The organism is Spirillospora sp. CA-108201 (assembly GCF_050936235.1).
Lineage (GTDB): Bacteria > Actinomycetota > Actinomycetes > Streptosporangiales > Streptosporangiaceae > Spirillospora.
Genome location: NZ_JBNJNE010000001.1, coordinates 6907821 through 6928086 on the forward strand (window position 1 = coordinate 6907821; position 20266 = coordinate 6928086).

Annotated in this window: 17 protein-coding genes; 13 read left to right on the forward strand and 4 right to left on the reverse strand. The window is 70.9% G+C overall.

The features are described 5' to 3' along the window. The 13 genes from ACQEU6_RS33185 to ACQEU6_RS33245 are packed head-to-tail and all read left to right on the forward strand — an operon-like array spanning position 1 to position 15867. The gene (locus ACQEU6_RS33185; protein WP_499337167.1) at positions 1-747 is read left to right on the forward strand and encodes an NADH-quinone oxidoreductase subunit C; all 747 of its coding nucleotides are present in this window, start codon (positions 1-3) and stop codon (positions 745-747) included. Next, positions 744-2090: an NADH-quinone oxidoreductase subunit D gene (locus tag ACQEU6_RS33190; protein ID WP_499337169.1), complete on the forward strand. Its 1347-nt coding sequence runs from the start codon at positions 744-746 to the stop codon at positions 2088-2090. Before ACQEU6_RS33185 ends, ACQEU6_RS33190 begins: the two co-directional genes overlap by 4 nt. Beyond that, positions 2087-2836, forward strand: coding sequence for an NADH-quinone oxidoreductase subunit NuoE (gene nuoE, locus ACQEU6_RS33195; protein ID WP_499337171.1), 750 nt, complete (start codon positions 2087-2089; stop codon positions 2834-2836). The genes ACQEU6_RS33190 and nuoE overlap by 4 nt, the downstream gene beginning before the upstream one ends. Then, entirely contained in the window at positions 2833-4131 is a 1299-nt protein-coding gene (gene nuoF, locus ACQEU6_RS33200) for an NADH-quinone oxidoreductase subunit NuoF (protein WP_499337173.1), read from the forward strand. The genes nuoE and nuoF overlap by 4 nt, the downstream gene beginning before the upstream one ends. Next, the gene (locus ACQEU6_RS33205; protein ID WP_499337175.1) at positions 4128-6593 is read left to right on the forward strand and encodes an NADH-quinone oxidoreductase subunit G; all 2466 of its coding nucleotides are present in this window, start codon (positions 4128-4130) and stop codon (positions 6591-6593) included. The genes nuoF and ACQEU6_RS33205 overlap by 4 nt, the downstream gene beginning before the upstream one ends. Beyond that, entirely contained in the window at positions 6590-7930 is a 1341-nt protein-coding gene (gene nuoH / locus ACQEU6_RS33210; RefSeq protein WP_499337176.1) for an NADH-quinone oxidoreductase subunit NuoH, read from the forward strand. Before ACQEU6_RS33205 ends, nuoH begins: the two co-directional genes overlap by 4 nt. Next, positions 7917-8483: an NADH-quinone oxidoreductase subunit NuoI gene (nuoI, locus tag ACQEU6_RS33215; protein ID WP_499337177.1), complete on the forward strand. Its 567-nt coding sequence runs from the start codon at positions 7917-7919 to the stop codon at positions 8481-8483. The genes nuoH and nuoI overlap by 14 nt, the downstream gene beginning before the upstream one ends. Further along, on the forward strand, positions 8480-9400 hold the full coding sequence (locus ACQEU6_RS33220; RefSeq protein ID WP_499337178.1) for an NADH-quinone oxidoreductase subunit J: 921 nt from the start codon (positions 8480-8482) through the stop codon (positions 9398-9400). Before nuoI ends, ACQEU6_RS33220 begins: the two co-directional genes overlap by 4 nt. After that, the gene (nuoK, locus tag ACQEU6_RS33225; protein ID WP_021593191.1) at positions 9397-9696 is read left to right on the forward strand and encodes an NADH-quinone oxidoreductase subunit NuoK; all 300 of its coding nucleotides are present in this window, start codon (positions 9397-9399) and stop codon (positions 9694-9696) included. The genes ACQEU6_RS33220 and nuoK overlap by 4 nt, the downstream gene beginning before the upstream one ends. A 10-nt stretch (positions 9697-9706) precedes the next feature. Beyond that, positions 9707-11623 carry an NADH-quinone oxidoreductase subunit L gene (gene nuoL / locus ACQEU6_RS33230; RefSeq protein WP_499337179.1) on the forward strand — a complete coding sequence of 639 codons (1917 nt, stop codon included), beginning with the start codon at positions 9707-9709 and terminating at the stop codon, positions 11621-11623. After that, complete coding sequence (locus ACQEU6_RS33235) at positions 11620-13236, forward strand: NADH-quinone oxidoreductase subunit M (RefSeq protein WP_499337180.1); 1617 nt, start codon at positions 11620-11622, stop codon at positions 13234-13236. Before nuoL ends, ACQEU6_RS33235 begins: the two co-directional genes overlap by 4 nt. After that, complete coding sequence (nuoN, locus tag ACQEU6_RS33240) at positions 13233-14816, forward strand: NADH-quinone oxidoreductase subunit NuoN (protein WP_499337182.1); 1584 nt, start codon at positions 13233-13235, stop codon at positions 14814-14816. The genes ACQEU6_RS33235 and nuoN overlap by 4 nt, the downstream gene beginning before the upstream one ends. A gap of 10 nt (positions 14817-14826) precedes the next feature. Continuing rightward, positions 14827-15867, forward strand: a complete 1041-nt coding sequence (locus tag ACQEU6_RS33245; protein WP_499337184.1) for a polyprenyl synthetase family protein — start codon at positions 14827-14829, stop codon at positions 15865-15867. A 519-nt stretch (positions 15868-16386) separates the two neighbouring features. Here the strand turns inward: ACQEU6_RS33245 and ACQEU6_RS33250 are convergent. Genes ACQEU6_RS33250 through ACQEU6_RS33265 form a run of 4 tightly spaced genes read right to left on the reverse strand, consistent with a single transcriptional unit; the run spans position 16387 to position 20246 of the window. After that, a complete protein-coding gene (locus tag ACQEU6_RS33250; protein WP_499337185.1) occupies positions 16387-17001 on the reverse strand; it encodes a GTP-binding protein in 615 nt (204 codons plus the stop codon). Next, complete coding sequence (locus ACQEU6_RS33255; protein WP_499337187.1) at positions 16982-17410, reverse strand: DUF742 domain-containing protein; 429 nt, start codon at positions 17408-17410, stop codon at positions 16982-16984. Before ACQEU6_RS33255 ends, ACQEU6_RS33250 begins: the two co-directional genes overlap by 20 nt. Then, complete coding sequence (locus ACQEU6_RS33260; protein ID WP_499337189.1) at positions 17407-17832, reverse strand: roadblock/LC7 domain-containing protein; 426 nt, start codon at positions 17830-17832, stop codon at positions 17407-17409. The genes ACQEU6_RS33255 and ACQEU6_RS33260 overlap by 4 nt, the downstream gene beginning before the upstream one ends. Next, positions 17829-20246 (reverse strand): sensor histidine kinase, encoded by a 2418-nt coding sequence (locus ACQEU6_RS33265; RefSeq protein ID WP_499337191.1) that lies wholly within the window; start codon positions 20244-20246, stop codon positions 17829-17831. The genes ACQEU6_RS33260 and ACQEU6_RS33265 overlap by 4 nt, the downstream gene beginning before the upstream one ends. Between the last annotated feature and the right edge of the window lie 20 nt (positions 20247-20266).

Here is a 20266-nt window from a genome sequence, read left to right on the forward strand (position 1 = left end):
ATGAGTTCCGAGAACCCTGAGCAGCGGGCCGAGCAGGGCGCGGACAAGCTCCCCGCGCAGGCCGAGGAGGAGCGCCGCGAGCAGCCGGTCGTCCGCAAGGGCATGTTCGGCGCGCGGACCACCGGCGACACCTCCGGCTACGGCGGGCTCGTCATCCGGCAGAGCCCGCGGGTCACCGCGCAGCGCCCCTACGGGGGCCCCGGCGGCGCCGCCGAGGCGGGCGAGTTCGACGAGGTCGCCGACGAGATGGAGCGCGCGTACCCGCACTTCGGGGACGCCGTCGAGCGGGTGGTCGTCGACCGCGGCGAGATCACGTTCTTCGTGAAGCGCGACCACCTGCTGGAGGTCGCGCGGACCATGCGGGACGAGCCGTCCCTGCGCTTCGAGATGTGCTCGGGCGTGTCGGGCGTCCACTACCCGAAGGACGAGGGCGCCGAGCTGCACTCGGTCGTGCACCTGCTGTCGATCACGCACAACCGGCGCGTCCGGCTGGAGACGACCTGCCCGGACGCCGACCCGCACGTCCCGTCGCTGGTGCCCGTGTACCCGACGAGCGACTGGCACGAGCGGGAGACCTACGACTTCTTCGGGATCGTCTACGACGGCCACCCGGCGCTCACACGCATCGAGATGCCCGACGACTGGGTCGGCCATCCGCAGCGCAAGGACTACCCCCTCGGCGGTATTCCCGTCGAGTACCGCGGAGCGGAGATCCCCCCGCCCGACGAGCGGAGGTCGTACGTATGAGTTCCACGAAGTACACCGAGTACGACGCCTACGCCGCGGAGGAGGCGGCCGAGGGCAGGGTCTTCGACGTCAACGGGCAGGACTGGGACCAGGTCGTCGCCGGCGCCGAGGACCTCGGCGACGAGCGGCTCGTCGTCAACATGGGCCCGCAGCACCCGTCCACGCACGGGGTGCTCCGGCTCATCCTGACGCTCGACGGTGAGACGGTGAACGAGGCGCGGGTGGGCATCGGCTACCTGCACACCGGCATCGAGAAGAACATGGAGTTCCGCACCTGGACGCAGGGCACCACGTTCTGCACCCGGATGGACTACCTCGCGCCGATCTTCAACGAGACGGCGTACTGCCTGAGCGTGGAGAAGCTGCTCGGCGTCACCGAGCAGATCCCGGAGCGGGCCCAGATCATCCGCGTGATGATGATGGAGCTGAACCGGATCTCCTCGCACCTGGTCGCGATCGCCACGTTCGGCCTGGAGCTCGGCGCGACGACGGTGATGCTGAACGGCTTCGTCGAGCGCGAGTACACCCTCGACCTGTTCGAGGAGATCACCGGCCTGCGGATGAACATGGCCTACGTCCGTCCGGGCGGGGTCGCGCAGGACCTGCCGAGCGGCGCCACCAGCAAGATCCGCGACTACCTGGACCGGATGCCGAAGCGCATCCAGGCGATGCGCAAGCTGATGGACGCCAACCCGGTCTACCTGGCGCGCACGCAGAACATCGCGTACCTGGACCTGACCGGCTGCATGGCGCTCGGCGTCACCGGCCCGATGCTGCGCTCGACCGGCCTGCCGTGGGACCTGCGCAAGTCGCAGCCCTACTGCGGCTACGAGACCTACGACTTCGAGGTCCCGACGCAGGACACCTGCGACGTCTACGGCCGCTACCTCGTCCGGATGGACGAGATGGAGGAGTCGCTGAAGATCGTCGAGCAGTGCCTGGACCGGCTCCAGTCGGTCAAGGGCCCGGTGATGATCGAGGACAAGAAGATCGGCTGGCCGGCGCAGCTGGCGATCGGCGCGGACGGCATGGGCAACTCGCCCCGCCACATCGCGCACATCATGGGCACCTCGATGGAGGCCCTGATCCATCACTTCAAGCTGGTGACGGAGGGGTTCCGGGTGCCCGCCGGGCAGGCGTACGCGCCCATCGAGTCGCCGCGCGGCGAGCTCGGCGCCCACGTGGTCAGCGACGGCGGCACCCGGCCGTACCGCGTCCACTTCCGCGATCCGTCCTTCGTCAACCTGCAGGCGGCCCCGGCGATGTCGGAGGGCGGCATGATCGCCGACGTCATCGCGGCGGTGGCCAGCATCGACCCGGTCATGGGGGGAGTGGACCGATGACATACGGACCTGAGGTCCGCGAGCGGCTGGAGCGCGACGCCAAGGAGATCATCGGCCGGTACCCCCGGCCGCGCTCGGCGCTCCTGCCGATGCTGCACCTGGTGCAGTCGGTGGAGGGCCACGTCACCGAGGACGGGATCGAGTTCTGCGCGGAGCAGCTCGGCATCACCGCCGCGCAGGTGACGGGCGTCGCGACCTTCTACACGCAGTACAAGCACGCGCCGGTCGGCGAGTACCACGTCGGCGTCTGCATCAACACGCTGTGCGCGGTCATGGGCGGCGACCAGATCTGGAACGAGCTGAGCGAGCACGCCGGGGTGGGGCACGACGAGGCCACCGCGGACGGCAGGGTCAGCCTGGAGCGGATCGAGTGCAACGCGGCCTGCGACTTCGCGCCGGTGATGATGGTCAACTGGGAGTTCTTCGACAACATGACTCCCGAGAAGGCCAAGCAGCTCGTCGACGACCTGCGCTCAGGTAAGCAAGTGCTTCCTTCGCGCGGGCCGGAGAGCCTGGCCACCTGGAAGGAGGCGTCCCGCGTGCTCGCCGGGTTCCCGGACGGGCGCGCCGGCGAGGGCGTCCAGGCCGGGCCGGAGTCGCTGCGCGGACTGAAGCTGGCGCAGGAGCGCGGCTGGGAGGCGCCCCCCAAGGCGGTTGCCGGGGGGTCGTCCCCCCAGAGTGACACGGCGGACGTCGACCGCGAGCGTCCCGAGGAGCCGGGCTCGCAGGAGGGGCGGAACAAGTGACCACGCTGACCCCCATCCTCACGAAGAACTGGGACCGGGCCGACTCGTTCACCCGCGCGGGCTACGAGCGCGACGGCGGCTACGACGCGCTGCGCGCGGCGTTCCGCATGGAGCCGGACGAGATCGTCCAGGCGGTCAAGGACTCCGGACTGCGCGGCCGCGGCGGCGCGGGCTTCCCCACCGGGATGAAGTGGGGCTTCCTGCCCCCGACCAGTCCGAACCCGCGCTACCTCGTCGTCAACGCCGACGAGTCCGAGCCGGGCACGTGCAAGGACATCCCGCTGATGATGGCCAACCCGCACGTGCTCGTCGAGGGCGTCATCATCAGCTCGTACGCGATCAGATCGAACCTCGCGTTCATCTACGTGCGCGGCGAGGTGCTGCACGTGATCCGCCGCCTGCACCAGGCGGTGGCGGAGGCGTACGAGGCCGGCTACCTCGGCAAGGACATCCTCGGCTCCGGCTACGACCTGGACGTGGTCGTGCACAGCGGCGCCGGGGCCTACATCTGCGGCGAGGAGACGGCGCTGCTGGACTCCCTCGAAGGGTTCCGCGGTCAGCCCAGGCTCAAGCCCCCCTTCCCGGCGGTCGCGGGCCTCTACGGCGGGCCCACCGTCATCAACAACGTCGAGTCGATCTCCTCGGTTCCCTCGATCATCGCCAACGGGCCGGAATGGTTCGCCTCGATGGGCACCGAGAAGTCCCAGGGCTTCGGGATCTTCTCGCTGTCCGGGCACGTCACGCGGCCCGGGCAGTACGAGGCGCCGCTCGGCATCACGCTGCGGGAACTGCTCGACATGGCGGGCGGGATCCGCGAGGGCCACCGGCTGAAGTTCTGGACGCCCGGCGGGTCGTCCACCCCGATCTTCACCGACGAGCACCTGGACGTGCCGCTGGACTTCGAGTCCGTCGGCGCCGCCGGGTCCATGCTCGGCACCCGGGCCCTGCAGATCTTCGACGAGACGACCTGCGTCGTCCGCGCCGTCCTGCGCTGGTCGGAGTTCTACGCGCACGAGTCGTGCGGCAAGTGCACGCCGTGCCGCGAAGGCACCTACTGGTACAAGCAGATGCTGAAGCGGCTGGAGGCGGGCCAGGGCTCCGAGGAGGACCTGGAGACCCTGCTGGACCTGTCCGACAACATCCTCGGCCGATCGTTCTGCGCCCTCGGCGACGGCGCCACGAGCCCGGTCGTCTCGTCCATCAAGCTGTTCCGGGACGAGTACCTCCGGCACTTCGAACTCGGCGCCTGCCCGTTCGACCCGGCCGAGTCGACCCTCTGGGGAGGTGCCAAGTGACCGTCACCGACGACAAGTCGGCGGTGGACAGGCCGGTGGAGATGGTCGCCTGCACCATCGACGGCTTCGAGATCGAGGTGCCCAAGGGCACGCTGATCATCCGGGCCGCCGAGCTGATCGGCATCCAGATCCCCCGGTTCTGCGACCACCCGCTGCTGGACCCGGTCGGGGCCTGCCGGCAGTGCCTGGTGGAGATCCCCGACGCCGGCAACGGCCGCGGCATGCCGAAGCCGCAGGCGTCCTGCACCACCGCGGTGATGCCGGGCATGGTGGTCAAGACGCAGCTCACCTCGCCGGTCGCCGACAAGGCGCAGCACGGCGTGATGGAGCTGCTGCTGATCAACCACCCGCTGGACTGCCCGATCTGCGACAAGGGCGGCGAGTGCCCGCTGCAGAACCAGGCGATGTCCAACGGCCGCGGCGAGTCCCGGTTCGTGGAGGCCAAGCGGACCTTCCCCAAGCCGATCCCGCTGTCCAGCCAGGTGCTGCTCGACCGGGAGCGCTGCATCCAGTGCGCCCGCTGCACCCGGTTCTCCGACCAGATCGCCGGCGACGCGTTCATCGACCTGTTCGAGCGCGGCGCGAAGGAGCAGGTCGGCGCGGCGGACGGCAAGCCGTTCCAGTCCTACTTCTCCGGCAACACCGTGCAGATCTGCCCGGTGGGCGCGCTGACCGGGGCCGCGTACCGGTTCCGGTCCCGCCCGTTCGACCTGGTCTCGCAGCCGAGCGTCTGCGAGCACTGCGCGTCCGGCTGCGCGCTGCGCACCGACCACCGCCGCGGGAAGATCACCCGGCGGCTGGCCGGGGACGACCCGCAGGTCAACGAGGAGTGGAACTGCGACAAGGGCCGCTGGGCGTTCACCTACGGGACGCGGCCCGAGCGGCTCACCCAGCCGCTCGTCCGCGGTGAGGACGGCGAGCTGGAGCCGGCGTCCTGGCCCGAGGCGCTCACCATCGCGGCGCGCGGCCTCGCGGCGGCGCGCGGCTCGGCGGGCGTCCTGGCCGGCGGCCGCGTCACCCTTGAGGACGCCTACGCCTACGCCAAGTTCGCCCGGATCGCCCTCGGCACCAACGACGTCGACTTCCGGGCCCGGCCGCTGTCGGAGGAGGAGTCGCGGTTCCTCGCCTCGTCCGTCGCGGGCCACCCCATCGAGGTGACCTACGCCGACCTGGAGAAGGCGCCGGTCGTCCTGCTCGCCGGGTTCGAGCCCGAGGAGGAGTCGCCGATCGTCTTCCTGCGGCTCCGCAAGGCGTTCCGCAAGAACCGCCTGAAGGTGTTCGCGGCGGCGCCGTTCGCGACGCGCGGGCTGGCGAAGGTCGGCGGCACGCTGCTGCCGACGCTCCCCGGCTCGGAGGCCGAGGTGCTCGGCTCCCTCATCGGGGACGACGCCAGGTCCGACATCCGCACGCTGCTGGAGGCGCCCGGCGCCGTCATCCTCGTCGGCGAGCGGCTCGCCACCAGCCCGGGCGCGCTCACGTCGGCGACCCGGGTGGCGCAGGCGACCGGGGCCCGGCTGGCCTGGGTGCCGCGCCGGGCCGGTGAGCGCGGCGCGGTCGAGGCCGGGGCGCTGCCCGGGCTGCTGCCGATCGGCCGTCCGGTCACCGACCCGCAGGCGCGCGCCGAGGTCGCCCGCACCTGGGGCGTCGCCGACCTGCCCGCCGAAGCCGGCGAGGACACGGCCGGCATCATCGCGGCGGCGGCCGCCGGACGGCGCGGCGCGCTGCTGGTGGGCGGCGTCGACCCGGACGACCTGGCCGACCCCGAGGCGATGCTGCGGGCGCTGGAGGCCACCCCGTTCGTGGTGAGCCTGGAGCAGCGGCCGAGCGCGGTCACCGACCGCGCCGACGTCGTCCTGCCGGTCGCGGCGGTCGCGGAGAAGTCCGGGACGTTCGTCGACTGGGAGGGCCGCGGCCGCCCGTTCGACGTCGTGCTCAAGGCCGCCGGGCGGATGTCCGACCTGCGGGTGCTGGACGCGCTGGCCGACGAGATGGACGTCCACCTGGGCCTGCCGGGCCCGGAGGCCGCCCGCCGCGAGATGGCCGGCCTCGGCGCCCACCGCGGCGTGCGCCCGGACGCGCCGAGCGTCGCCCAGGGCCTGGCGCCGCACCCCGAGCAGGGCGAGGCCCTCCTGGCTACCTGGCGGCTGCTGCTCGACCGCGGCCGCCTCCAGGACGGCGAGCCGTTCCTCGCGGGCACCGCCAAGCCCGCCGCCGCCCGGCTGTCGCCCGCGACGGCCGCGGAGGTCGGCGCGACCGGCGCGGTGACGGTGTCGGGCCCGCGCGGCGAGGTCACGCTCCCGCTGGAGATCACCCCCGACCTGCCCGACCGGGTGGTGTGGCTGCCGACGAACTCGGCGGGCTGCGCCCTGCACCGGGATCTCGGCGCGGCCGCGGGAGGCGTCGTCAAGATCGCGGGCGCGGTGCCCGCGACCGCGACCGAGAACGCTGGAGGCATCGAATGAGCTCCCTGGCCGCGGCGCCGGCGCCCGACCCGCAGCTGCAGGACTTCGGGTCGGACCCGTGGTGGCTGATCGGCGGCAAGGTCCTCGCCATCTTCGTGTTCCTCGTCGTCACCGTGCTGATGACGATGTGGATCGAGCGGCGGGTCATCGGCCGGATGCAGCTGCGCACCGGCCCGAACCGCGCCGGGCCCTTCGGCCTGCTGCAGGGCCTCGCCGACGGCGTCAAGCTGGCGCTGAAGGAGGACATCGTCCCCCGCCAGGTCGACAAGATCGTGTTCATCCTGGCGCCGGTGATGGCGGCGGTGCCCGCGTTCATCTCCTTCATCGTGATCCCGTTCGGGCCGACGGTGTCGATCTTCGGGCACCGGACGGCGCTGCAGGGCACCGACCTTCCGGTCGCGGTGCTGCTCGTCCTCGCGATGTCCTCGATGGCGATCTACGGCATCGTGCTGGCCGGCTGGTCCTCGATGTCGCCGTACTCGCTGCTCGGCGGGCTGCGCTCGTCCGCGCAGATGATCTCCTACGAGATCGCGATGGGCCTGTCGTTCGTGGCCGTGTTCATGTTCGCGGGCTCGATGTCCACCTCGGAGATCGTCGAGGCGCAGCACGACAAGTGGTTCGTGGTGCTGCTCGCGCCGTCGTTCGTCGTGTACGTCATCACGATGATGGGCGAGTCGAACCGCATCCCGTTCGACCTGCCCGAGGGCGAGGGCGAGCTGGTCGGCGGCTTCCACACCGAGTACTCGTCGCTGAAGTTCGCGATGTTCTTCCTCGCGGAGTACATCAACCTCGCGACGCTGTCGGCCCTCGCCACCACCCTGTTCCTCGGCGGCTGGCGCGCCCCCGCGCCGATCTCCACGGTGTGGGCGGGCGCCAACTCCGGCTGGTGGCCGGTGCTGTGGTTCCTGATCAAGCTCTTCCTGTTCGTCTTCTTCTTCATCTGGCTGCGCGGCACGCTGCCGCGCGTGCGCTACGACCAGCTGATGAAGCTCGGCTGGAAGGTGCTGATGCCCTTCTCGCTCGGCTGGATCCTGCTGGTCGCGACGATCCGCGCGCTGCGCAACGACGGCTACGAGATGCGGCAGCTGTTCATCGCCGCCGCCGTGGTCGCCGCGGTCGTGCTGGTCGCCACGGTGATCTGGGAGATGGTCCGCGGCCGCGAGGACGGCAAGGAGATCGTCCCGGGGGCGGCGCCGGGGCCGCGCACCGACCCGTCGGCGGGCGGCTTCCCGGTGCCGCCGATGGACGCGCCCCACTACCACGGCCGCGCCCGCGAGCCGGTCCGGCCGGCCACGATCGAAACCCCCTCCGAGGAGGTCACCAGTGGGACTCACTGATTTCCTGAACCCGGTCAAGGGGTTCGGGGTCTCGTTCCACCAGATGTTCATGAAGAGCGAGACCGTCCAGTACCCCGAGGTGAAGAAGCCGACGGCTCCTCGCTTCCACGGGCGGCACCAGCTGAACCGGTGGCCGGACGGCCTGGAGAAGTGCATCGGCTGCGAGCTGTGCGCGTGGGCGTGCCCCGCGGACGCCATCTTCGTCGAGGGCGCCGACAACACGGCGGACGAGCGGTACTCGCCGGGCGAGCGCTACGGACGCACCTACCAGATCAACTATCTGCGGTGCATCCTGTGCGGCCTGTGCATCGAGGCGTGCCCGACCCGGGCGCTCACGATGACCAACGAGTACGAGCTCGCCGACGACAGCCGCGAGAGCCTCATCTACACCAAGGAGATGCTGCTCGCGCCGCTGCGCGAGGGCATGGAGGCGCCGCCGCACGAGATGCGGCTCGGCGACACCGAGGAGGACTACTACCGCCTCGGCCTCCAGGAGGGCGAGCAGTCGTCCTCCGGAACGCCCTCGGCTCCGAAGGGCGGTGAGGGCAGGTGACCGGGTCCGTCGCGGGCGCGCACGTGCTCGCCGCCGAGGTCGCCGACAAGCAGTCCGGCGAGCCGTTCTTCTTCTGGCTGCTGGCGATCGTCTCGGTGTCCGCCGCGCTCGGCATGATCTTCATGCGGAAGGCGGTGCACTCGGCACTGCTGCTGGCGACCGTGATGCTCTGCCTGGCCGCGCTGTACGCGATCCAGAACGCGCCGTTCCTGGCGTTCGTGCAGGTGATCGTCTACACCGGCGCGGTGCTGATGCTGTTCCTGTTCGTGCTGATGCTCGTCGGGGTCAGTTCCACCGACTCGCTGGTGGAGACGATCCGGGGCCAGCGGTTCTGGGCGGCGATCGCCGCGATCGGCTTCATCGTCCTGCTCACCGTCGGGCTCGGCAACGCCGCGCTCGGCGGCTCGGCCGGGCTGACCCAGGCCAACTCCGAGGGGAACGTCATCGGGCTGGCCCGGCTCCTGTTCTCCAAGTACGTGTTCGCGTTCGAGGCGACCAGCGCCCTGCTGATCACCGCGGCGCTGGGCGCGATGGTGCTGGCGCACCGGGAGCGCACCGAGCCGAAGCCGACGCAGAAGGACCTGTCGCGGCAGCGGTTCCTGTCCGGCACCCACCCGGGCCCGCTGCCGGGCCCCGGCACCTACGCCCGGCACAACGCCGTCGACATGCCGGCGCTGCTGCCCGACGGGACGCCTTCGGAGCTGTCGGTCAACCCGGTCATCGCGGCCCGCACCGACACCGCGGAGCGGCACGCGGACCTGTACGGCGGCTCCGAGGAGGAGGCCGTCGAACGGGACGTGGCCGCGGTCAAGACGGTCACCGAGGACGTCCGCGACTCCGACGCCGAGGAGCGCTCGGTCAAGTCGGGGACGCCGGCCGCCGGCGGCGGCGCGAGTGAAGGCGAGGCAGGGGAATGAGCCCGGGGCACTACCTGGCGCTCTCGGCGATCCTGTTCACCATCGGAGCGCTCGGCGTCCTCGTGCGCCGCAACGCCATCGTGGTGTTCATGTGCGTCGAGCTGATGCTGAACGCGACGAACCTGGCGTTCGTCTCGTTCTCCCGAATGCACGGCAACCTGGACGGCCAGATCATCGCCTTCTTCGTGATGGTGGTGGCCGCGGCGGAGGTCGTGGTGGGTCTGGCGATCATCATGACCATCTTCCGGACCCGCAGGTCCTCGTCGGTCGACGACGCGAACCTGCTGAAGTACTGAGAGGCCAGGGATGAAAGCGGAAGGCATCCAGGCCGCGTCCTGGCTCCTCGTCGCGCTCCCGCTGGCGGGCGCCGCGATCCTCCTGCTGGGAGGGCGGCGAACGGACCGGTGGGGCCACCTGCTCGGCGCCGCGATGTCGCTGGCGTCGTTCGCGGTGGGCGTCGCGATGTTCGCGCAGATGATCGGGTACGACGCCGAGGCCCGGCGCCGCACCCTGCACCTGTGGGACTTCATCGACGTCGGCACGTTCAAGATCGGCATGGACCTGCTGGTGGACCCGCTGTCCATCACCTTCGTCCTGCTGATCACCGGGGTGGGCTCGCTCATCCACATCTACTCCATCGGCTACATGGCCGAGGACCCCGACCGGCGCCGCTTCTTCGCCTACCTGAACCTGTTCCTGGCGTCGATGCTGGTGCTGGTGCTGGGCGGCAACTTCCTGATCCTGTTCCTCGGCTGGGAGGGCGTCGGACTCGCCTCCTACCTGCTGATCGGGTTCTGGCAGCACAAGCCGACCGCTGCGACCGCCGCGAAGAAGGCGTTCGTCGTCAACCGCGTCGGCGACATGGGCCTGATCATCGCGATCGCGCTGATCTTCGCCTCGTTCGGCACCATCGACTTCGGCTCGGTCCTCGGCACCGGCGCCGAGCACGTGGGGCTCGCCTCCAAGCTCGGCACCGGCACCGCGACGGCCATCGGGCTGCTGCTCCTGGTCGGCGCGTGCGGCAAGTCCGCGCAGCTCCCGCTGCAGTCCTGGCTGCTGGACGCGATGGAGGGCCCGACCCCGGTGTCGGCCCTCATCCACGCCGCCACGATGGTCACCGCGGGCGTCTACCTGATCGTCCGATCCGGGCCGATCTTCGAGATGTCCGAGACCGCGCAGCTGGTGGTGACGATCGTCGGCGCGGCCACGCTGCTCGCCGGCGCGATCATCGGTTGCGGCAAGGACGACATCAAGAAGGCCCTCGCCGGGTCGACGATGTCGCAGATCGGCTACATGGTGCTGGCCGCCGGGCTCGGCCCGTCGGGCTACGTGTTCGCCATCGCCCACCTCGTCGCGCACGGCTTCTTCAAGGCGGGCCTGTTCCTCGGCGCCGGCTCGGTCATGCACGGCATGAAGGACGACGTGAACATGCGCCGCTACGGCGCGCTGCGCACCGTCATGATGATCACCTACGTGACGTTCGGCCTCGGGTACCTCGCCATCATCGGGTTCCCCGGCCTGTCCGGCTGGTTCACCAAGGACGGCATCATCGAGGCCGCCTACGCCAAGGGCGGCACGTCCGGGATGATCCTCGGGTCCTGCGCGCTGATCGGCGCCGGGATCACCGCGTACTACATGTCGCGGGTCATGTTCATGACGTTCTTCGGCGAGAAGCGCTGGGAGGACGACGTCCACCCGCACGAGTCCCCGGCCGTCATGACCTGGCCGCTGATGCTGCTCGCGGTCGGCTCCGTCTTCGCGGGCGGATTCCTGATCCTCGGCCGCTTCCCCGAGTTCCTCGAACCGGTCGTCGGGGCGCCCGAGCACGCGCACGAGTTCAAGTGGCTCACCGCGTCCGGCGCCGCCACCTTCGTCCTGATGATCGTCGGCGCCGGGATCGCCTGGATGCAGTACGGCGCCCGCAAGGTGCCGCGCGAGGCGCCCAAGGGCTCGTTCGTCACCGTCGCGGCCCGCAAGGACCTCTACGGCGACGCGCTCAACGAGTCGCTGCTGATGCGTCCCGGCCAGTGGCTGACCCGCCTCGCGGTCTGGTTCGACGGGCGCGGCGTCGACGGCGCCGTCAACGGGACGGCCGCCGGCGTCGGCGGCAGCTCCGGCCGGCTCCGGCGCGTCCAGACCGGCTTCGCCCGCTCCTACGCCCTCTCGATGCTGGGCGGCGCGGCCCTCGTGGTCGCGGCGCTCCTGGTGGTGAACGTGTCATGAGCGACTTTCCCTGGCTGAGCGTCCTCATCGCGCTGCCACTGGTGGGCGCGTTGCTGCTCAGCGTCATTCCCCGCGAGCGGGAGGCGCTGGTCAAGCAGTTCTCGCTCGGTGTCTCCCTCGTCGTCGCGGCCCTCACCGGGGTCATGGCCTCGGGCTTCGACGCGGGCGGCGCGCGGTTCCAGTTCACCGAGAAGTACTGGTGGATCAAGGAGTTCGGGGTCCACTGGGCCCTCGGCGTCGACGGCGTCGCGCTGGTGCTGATCGTGCTGTCGGTGGTCCTCGTCCCGCTGGTCATGCTGGCCTCGTGGAACGAGGCCGACCGGTCCGGCGGCGTGGACGTCCCGGCCCGGGGGGAGGCGGGGCGTAGCCACGGGGGCGAAGCACAGCGGTCGGTGAAGACCTACTTCGCGCTGCTGCTCGCGATGGAAGCGGCCATGATCGGCGTGTTCGCCGCGACGGACGTGTTCCTGTTCTACGTCTTCTTCGAGGCGATGCTCATCCCGGTGTACTTCATCATCGGGTACTACGGCGGCGCCCAGCGCTCCTACGCCGCGGTGAAGTTCCTGCTGTACTCGCTGTTCGGCGGGCTGCTGATGCTCGTCGCCGTCATCTGGCTGTACCCGCTGTCGAGCCGGTCGGTCGACGCGGGCGGCCTCGGGCACGGCACGTTCATGTTCGACGAGCTGTCGAAGATGAACATCGACCCGACGACGGCCAAGTGGCTGTTCCTCGGCTTCTTCGTCGCGTTCGCGATCAAGGCGCCGATGGTGCCGGTGCACACCTGGCTGCCGGACGCGGCGCAGCAGTCCCCGGCGGGCGCGCTGGTGCTGATCGTCGGCGTCCTGGACAAGGTCGGCACCTACGGGATGCTCCGGTTCTGCCTGGAGCTGTTCCCCGGCGCCGCCAAGTGGGCGACCCCGGTCGTCCTGGCGTTCGCGGTGCTCAGCATCATCTACGGCGCGATCCTCGCGATCGGCCAGGTCGACATGAAGCGGCTCATCGCCTACACGTCGGTGTCGCACTTCGGGTTCATCGTCCTCGGCATCTTCGCGATGACGTCGCAGGGCCAGTCCGGCGCCGCGCTCTACATGGTGAACCACGGGTTCTCCACCGGCGCGCTGTTCCTCGTCATCGGCTTCATGATCGTCCGGCGGCGGTCGGCGCGGATCTCCGACTTCGGCGGGGTGCAGAAGGTCGCGCCCGTCCTCGCCGGGATGTTCCTGGTCGCCGGCCTGTCCGCGCTGTCGCTGCCCGGCCTGTCCACGTTCGTGTCGGAGTTCCTCGTCATCGTCGGGACGTTCACCCGGTACGAGTGGGCGGGCGCGCTCGCGGTGAGCGGCGTCGTCCTCGCCGCCGTCTACGTCCTGTGGATGTACCAGCGGACCATGGGCGGCCCCAAGACGCCCGCGGTCGAGGGCATGAAGGACCTGTCCGCCCGGGAGAAGTGGGCCGTCGCGCCCATCATCGCGATCATCGTGGCGATGGGCTTCTTCCCGCAGCCGGTGCTGCACGTGATCAACCCGTCGGTGGACCACACGCTGGCGCGGGTCGACCAGCACGACCCGGCGCCGGACATCACCGGTAACGTCGCCGAGAACGGAGCCCGTCCATGAGCACCACCAGTCAGGTGAGCGCGGTCCTCGCGCAGGGGGGTGACATCCCCGCGCCGCACATCGAGTACGGGCAGCTCGCCCCGCTGCTGCTGGTCCTCGGCGTCGCCGTCGTGGGCGTGCTCGTCGAGGCGTTCGTCGGCCGCACCGCGCGCTACCACGTGCAGGTGCCGCTCGCGTTCCTCGGCCTGGCGGGCGGGTTCGGGTGGACGATCGCGCTGGCGTGGCGCGGCACCCCGCACCACGTCGCCGCCGAGGGCGCCCTCGGCGTGGACGGCCCCACCCTGTTCATCCAGGGCACCATCCTGGTGCTGGCCCTCGTCAGCCTCCTGCTCATCGCCGAGCGCGGCGACAAGGTGGGCGGCCACTTCGCCGCGCAGGCCTCCGCCCTGCCCGGCAGCGAGGCCGAGCAGCGCACGACCGAGGCGGGGTTCACCCAGACCGAGGTCTTCCCGCTGATGATGTTCGCCGTCGGCGGCATGATGATGTTCCCCGCGGCCAACGACCTGCTCACCATGTTCGTGGCCCTGGAGGTCATGTCGCTGCCGCTGTACCTGCTGTGCGGGCTCGCCCGCCGGCGGCGCCTCCTCTCCCAGGAGGCGGCGGTCAAGTACTTCCTGCTCGGCGCGTTCTCCTCGGCGTTCTTCCTGTACGGGGCGGCGCTGCTGTACGGGTACTCCGGGTCCGTCCGGCTGTCGGACATCTCCACACAGATCGGCAAGGACGCGGGCAGCGAGACCCTGCTGCTCGCGGGCGTCGCGCTGCTGTCGGTCGGGCTGCTGTTCAAGCTCGGCGGCGTCCCCTTCCACATGTGGAAGCCGGACGTCTACCAGGGCGCCCCGACCCCGATCACGGCGCTCATGGCGTCCTGCACCGTCGTCGCCGCGTTCGGCGGGATCCTGCGCGTCTACTACGTCGCGTTCGAGACCCTGAAGTGGGACTGGCGGCCCGTCCTGTGGGGTGTGGCCATTCTCACCATGGTCGCCGGCTCGATCATCGCGATCACCCAGACCGACATCAAGCGGATGCTGGCCTACTCCTCGATCGCGCACGCGGGCTTCCTGCTCATGGGCGTGATCGCCAGCTCCCCGGACGGCCTGTCCAGCACGATGTTCTACCTGGTCGCCTACGGATTCACCTCGATCGGCGCGTTCGCCGTCGTGACGATGGTGCGGGACGCGGGCGGCGAGGCCGGCCACCTGTCGCGGTGGGCGGGGCTCGGCAAGCGCTCCCCGGTGGTCGCGGGCGTCTTCGCCTTCTTCCTCCTCGGCTTCGCCGGCATCCCGCTGACCAGCGGGTTCACCGGGAAGTTCGCGGTGTTCAAGGCGGCCGTCGAGAGCGGCGCGACGCCCCTGGTGATCGTCGCCGTGATCTCCTCCGCGGTCGCCGCGTTCTTCTACGTCCGTGTGATCGTCGTCATGTTCTTCAGCGAGCCGGACGCCGAGGGCCCGGTCGTGGTGGCCGGCCCGGCGACCGCGGTCGCGGTCGCGGTCGGAGTGACGGCTACTGTTGTACTCGGCGTGATCCCGCAGCCCGTACTGGATCTGGCGGGGCAGGCCACGACCCACATGTTCGTCCGGTAGGGAGTCTTGGGTGAGCAACCCATTCGCTGAGAAGTCCGGCGGGCCGGCCCTTCAGGAGACCGGCCCGTTCGGGCTTCCCGTCGACGCCGCGCTCGCGTCCGACGCCAAGGAGCGCCTCGCCGCCGTCGAGTCCCTGCTGCTCGACTGCGTCCGCGGCGAGGACCCGCTGCTCACCGAGGCCTCGCAGCACCTCGTCGAGGCGGGCGGCAAGCGGTTCCGTCCGATGCTGGTGCTGCTGGCCTCCCACTTCGGAGACCCCGCGGCGCCCGGCGTCGTCCCGGCCGCCGTCGTCGTCGAGCTCACCCACCTCGGCACCCTCTACCACGACGACGTCATGGACGAGGCCACCGTCCGCCGGGGTCAGCAGTCCGCCAACTCGCGCTGGACGAACACCGTCGCCATCCTCACCGGCGACTACCTGTTCGCCCGCGCGTCCGACCTGCTCGCCGACCTCGGCCCGGAGGCCGTCCGCATCCAGGCCCGCGCGTTCGCCCGCCTGGTCCGCGGCCAGATCCAGGAGACCGTGGGCCCCGGCGAGGACGCCGACCCCCTCAAGCACTACCTCCAGGTCGTCGCCGACAAGACCGGGTCCCTGATCGCCGTCTCCGGCCAGTTCGGCGCCCTGCTGTCGGGCGCCCCCGCCCACGTCGTCGACACGGTCACCTCCGCCTGCGAGAAGATCGGCATCGCCTTCCAGCTGTCCGACGACATCCTCGACATCGCCTCCGAGACCGAGGAGTCCGGCAAGACCCCCGGCACCGACCTGCGCGAGGGCATCCGCACCCTCCCGACGCACCTCGTCCTCGCCGGCATCGGCTCGGGCCCCGACGACGCCCGCCTCCGCGAGCTCCTCGCCCAGGACCTCACCGACGACGCCCTCCACGCCGAGGCCCTCACCCTCCTGCGCGCCCACCCCGCCATGGACCGCGCCCGCGCCGACCTCCGCCGCTGGGCCGAGGACGCCCGCACCGAGCTCCTCACCCTCCCCGAGATCCCCGCCCGCGACGCCTTCACCAACCTCTGCGACTACGTCATGAGCCGTACTGGTTAGCTTTGCGTTTTTCTCCTCCTTCGGGCCCTGGCGGCCCTGCTGTGTCTATTGCAGTGCTCTCCTCCTTCGGGCCCGGAGGGCCCTCCATCGTCGGGCACTGCGGCGATCGCTGGCATCGCTCCGGCTCGCCTGGCGGCTCGCTGCGCGATCAGATTCTTGCTTCGCTCGAATCTGCCTTCGGACGCGATCGCGGGCATTGAGGTTGTCGCGGGGTTGCGCCGTCGGCTGAGGTCGGTGCTGTGTTTGTTGCAGTGCTCTCCTCCTTCAGGCCTTGGCGGCCCTCCATCGTCGAGTACTGCGGCGATCGCTGGCATCGCTTCGGCTCGCCCAGGGGCTCGCTGCGCGATCAGGTTCTTGCTTCGCTCGAATCTGCCTTCGGACGCGATCGCGGGCCATCTGGTTGTTGCGGGGGCGCGGCGGTGGTCGAGGTTGACGCGCCCGAGGGTGCGGCGGCCGCCAAAGCAAAGCGGGGCCGTGGCGGCGGCTGGCGCCGGCGGCCACGGCCCCGCTCTCGGGGTTTCAGGCGTTCTGGGGTTCTGGTTCTTCGGTCAGGCCGCGGGTCTTCATGGCGTGCAGGACGAGGTCGATGAGGACCTCCTTGCAGGAGCCGAGGCTGCGGGCGTCGCAGAGCATGACGGGGACCTTGGGGCCCAGGTTGAGGGCCATCTGGATCTCCGCGAGGTCGTAGCGCTGAGCGCCCTCGAAGCAGTTCACGGCGACGATGAACGGGGTGCCGCGGCGCTCGAAGTAGTCGACGGAGGGGAAGCAGTCCGGCAGGCGGCGGGTGTCGGCGAGGACGACCGCGCCGAGGGCGCCGAGCGATACCTCGTCCCACATGAACCAGAAGCGCTCCTGCCCGGGGGTGCCGAACAGGTAGAGGACGTACTCGTCGCGCATCGTGATCCGGCCGAAGTCCATCGCGACCGTGGTGGTCTTCTTGCGTTCGACACCGGAGAGGTCGTCGACGCCGATGCCCTCGTCGGTGAGCAACTCCTCGGTGCGCAGGGGGGCGGTCTCCGAGACCGTGCCCACCATCGTGGTCTTGCCGACCCCGAAGCCGCCCGCGATCACGATCTTGACCGCGGTGGGGAGCCGGCGGGCGCGGGTGTCGCGCCTAGAGGGCCCGGAGACCATCGATCACCGCCTTGTAGAGCCTGATGTCGTGCATGTCCGCCTCCGGTTCCGGTTCCTGCATGGAGACGAACCCCTTGTCGAGGAGGTCGCCGAGCATCACCCGCACGGTCGCCACGGGCAGGTCGAGATGGCCGGTGATCTCCGCCACCGACATCACCGACTGGCAGAGCCGGATGATGGACAGGTGCTCGGGTCCGAGGCCGATCGCGCCCTCCGGCTCGGCCTCGGCCGCCACCACCAGCGTGATGAGGTCGAAACTCCCGCGGGTCGGCTCGATGCGGCCGCTGGTCATCACGTACGGCCGCACCATCGGGCCGGCCTGCTCGTCGAGATACCGGTCGTGGAACGGCGGGTGCGTCGCCGTCTCTTCCCCCCAGGGCTCCTGGGCGGGATCCTCGGGGGGCATCATGCCGGGCGCCCCTCCTGCGGAGACTCCGAGCGCGACGGTGAGGTCAGGTGGTGGCCCATGGCCGTGACGAGCATCGCCATCTCGTAGGCGACGAGGCCGACATCGGCCTCCTCGTCGGCGAGGACGGCGAGGCAGGCGCCCTTGCCTGCCACCGTGACCAGCAGGAACGCCGACGCCATCTCGACGATCGTCTGCCGGACCGGGCCGCCGCCGAAGCGCGTGCCGGCGCCCTTGGCCAGGCTCTGGATGCCGGCGGCGACGGCGGCGAGATGCTCGGCGTCGTCCTGCGACATGCCCTCGGAGGACGCCATGAGCAGGCCGTCCGCCGAGAGCACGACCGCGCTGCGGGCGTTCGGCAGCCGGTGGACCAGGTCGTCCAGCAACCAGCCCAGATCGGAGGAGGAACTGGTCTTCTGCGTCACTGATCTGCCTCGCCTTCCGCTGTGTTGCTGCCGAGGGCTTCCGCCGCGTCGGAGCGGCCCCGCTGGGTGCCGCGCTGATAAGAGCCCATGATCTGCTTGATCTCCTCGGGGGAGCGGCCCGGGTCGCCCGGCTCTTCGGGCTCGTCGGCGACGACGGCCTCATCGGTGCGCAGGGGTTCGGCCAGGTTCGCCTGCGGCACCCGAACGGGGAGACCGGACGGTGTGGTGGAGATGTCGGGCACGGATGGCACCGCCTCCGGCTGGGTGGGATCGTGTCTCCCGCCGTCCGCGAGGACCTCGTCCTGCCGCCGGCGCGGCTCGGATCCGGTCGCGGATGTGGCGGGCGCGTCGGCACCGTTCGTTCCGCCGGGCGGCGGCTCGGTGGCCGGCTGTTCCAGGGGCGGGGGCACCGCGACCAGCGCGGGCCCGGTGGAGTGCGGCCCCGTGGTGGACGAACCAGGCGCCGTCGCGGCGCTGAGGGAGGCGGGACGCCCGCCCGTGGACGCCCCGACGGCGGCGGGCCGGCGCACCTCAAGGCCGTTGCGGGTGGTGGTGCCCGCCGCGACGGCCGCCGGGCCCTGCTCGGCGATCAGGTCCCGGGGGATGACGACGACCGCCGTGGTGCCCCCGTACGCGGACCGCTTCAGCGAGACCTGCACGTTGTACCGCTCGGCGAGCTTGCTGACCACGAACAGGCCGAGCTGTACCGAGCTCTGCATGTGGAAGTCGGGCGGGTCGGCGATCCGGGCGTTGATCTCGGCGAGCTTCTCGTCGGTCATGCCGAGGCCGCGGTCCTCGATGTCGATGGCGAAGCCGCTGGCGACCAGGTGCCCGCCGACCTGCACGATGGTGTCGGGCGGGGAGAACGACACCGCGTTCTCGATCAGCTCGGCGAGCAGGTGGGTGACGTCGCCGACCGCACGCCCGGCCAGTTCGACGGGGCCGAACGGCGGGACGGTGACGCGGGTGTAGTCCTCGACCTCGCCGACCGCGGCGCGGACGACGTCCACCATCGGGACGGCGTTGCGCCAGCCGCGGGCCGGGAGCGCGCCGGAGAGCACGATGAGGTTCTCGGCGTTGCGCCGCATGCGGGTCGCGAGGTGGTCGAGCCGGAACAGCTCCTCCAGCTCCTTGGTCTCGATGTCGCGGCGGCGCTCCATGGTGTCCAGCATGGTGAGCTGCCGGTGCACCAGCGTCTGGGTGCGGCGGGCCAGGCTCAGCAGGACGTCCCGGATGCCGCGGCGCAGCTCCGCCTGCTCGACGGCGGTGCGGATCGCGGTCTCCTGGACGGCGTTGAACGCGCGCCCCACCTGCCCGATCTCGTCGGTGCCGAACCGCAGCGGCGGCGCCTCGACGGCGACGTCCACCTTCTCGCCGTGCCCGAGCCGTTCGACGACGCCGGGCAGCCGCTGCTCGGCCAGCTCCCAGGCGGCTCGGCGCAGGCGTTCCAGCTGCTGGACGAGGGCGCGCGCCGTGGTGATCGACACGACGACGGACGCGATGACCGCGAGGAGTCCGAGGCCGCCTGCCAGCATCAGCCTGATGACCACGCCGACCGCGACCGGGGTGGCGCGTTCCACGACGCCGTCGCCGCCCTTGAGGACGAGCTGCTCGTGCGCCGCCAGGACCGGCTGGACGGTGGCCCTCCAGTTCTCGGCGGTGGCCGGCGGCTTGAGGCCGGTCCGTGCGCGCTGGATGATGCGGTCCTCCAGAAGCCGCAGGCGACCGTAGTCCGCGCCGGCGCGGAACCGCTCGTAGGCGCTGCGGTCGGCGGCGGGGAGCTCGACCACCGACTCGTCGAAGAGGAAGCGCTGGGTGCCGACCAGTTCCGTGAAGTCGATCAGGTCGGTCCCGCCGAAGCGGCCCGCCGTGAGGACCCCGGAGATCAGCGCGTCCTCGCGGGAGAGCATCTCCCGTGCGCGGGTCAGGTCGATCAGGGTCCGGCCGTCCTTGGCGATCTCCTCGTCGTCCACGCCGGCGCTCGAACGGAAGATGCGGAACGTGGAGTCGATGATCGCGTTGTAGGGCTGCGCGGCCTGGCCGCGGTCGATGCCGGCGTCGACGGCGCGGCGGCCCGCGGAGAGACCGCTCAGCGCGGAGAGGGTCTCCTTGGTGCGCTTCCATCCGATGGCGCTCGCCGCGTCCTTGGTGTCGTCGCTGCCGGCGAGACGCCGGAACTTCGCGACGATCCTGTCGGACTTGGCGCGCTGAGCGGTCAGGGCGGTGCGCTGCTGGGGGCCTGGACGGCCCAGGTAGACCATCGTCGCCCGGCGTTCCGCCTGGAGCGCCGTGATCATGTCGGAACCGGGCCGGCCGGTGTTCTCGTCCAGCGTGCTGACCGACAGCAGGTCGAGGCCCTCGCGCAGAGTCACCCACGCCGCGAATCCCCAGAGCGCCACAAGGGACAGCAGCAACGCTGTGATCTTGGTCCGCA

What these genes read in the sequence shown, in the direction of transcription:
- nuoK (WP_021593191.1), top strand. Translation starts at nt 9,397, where the DNA reads ATGAGCCCGGGGCACTACCTGGCGCTCTCGGCGATCCTGTTCACCATC.
- nuoN (WP_499337182.1), top strand. Translation starts at nt 13,233, where the DNA reads ATGAGCACCACCAGTCAGGTGAGCGCGGTCCTCGCGCAGGGGGGTGAC.
- ACQEU6_RS33255 (WP_499337187.1), bottom strand. Translation starts at nt 17,410, where the DNA reads ATGATGCCCCCCGAGGATCCCGCCCAGGAGCCCTGGGGGGAAGAGACG.
- ACQEU6_RS33190 (WP_499337169.1), top strand. Translation starts at nt 744, where the DNA reads ATGAGTTCCACGAAGTACACCGAGTACGACGCCTACGCCGCGGAGGAG.
- ACQEU6_RS33185 (WP_499337167.1), top strand. Translation starts at nt 1, where the DNA reads ATGAGTTCCGAGAACCCTGAGCAGCGGGCCGAGCAGGGCGCGGACAAG.
- nuoH (WP_499337176.1), top strand. Translation starts at nt 6,590, where the DNA reads ATGAGCTCCCTGGCCGCGGCGCCGGCGCCCGACCCGCAGCTGCAGGAC.
- ACQEU6_RS33250 (WP_499337185.1), bottom strand. Translation starts at nt 17,001, where the DNA reads ATGGTCTCCGGGCCCTCTAGGCGCGACACCCGCGCCCGCCGGCTCCCC.
- nuoL (WP_499337179.1), top strand. Translation starts at nt 9,707, where the DNA reads ATGAAAGCGGAAGGCATCCAGGCCGCGTCCTGGCTCCTCGTCGCGCTC.
- nuoE (WP_499337171.1), top strand. Translation starts at nt 2,087, where the DNA reads ATGACATACGGACCTGAGGTCCGCGAGCGGCTGGAGCGCGACGCCAAG.
- ACQEU6_RS33235 (WP_499337180.1), top strand. Translation starts at nt 11,620, where the DNA reads ATGAGCGACTTTCCCTGGCTGAGCGTCCTCATCGCGCTGCCACTGGTG.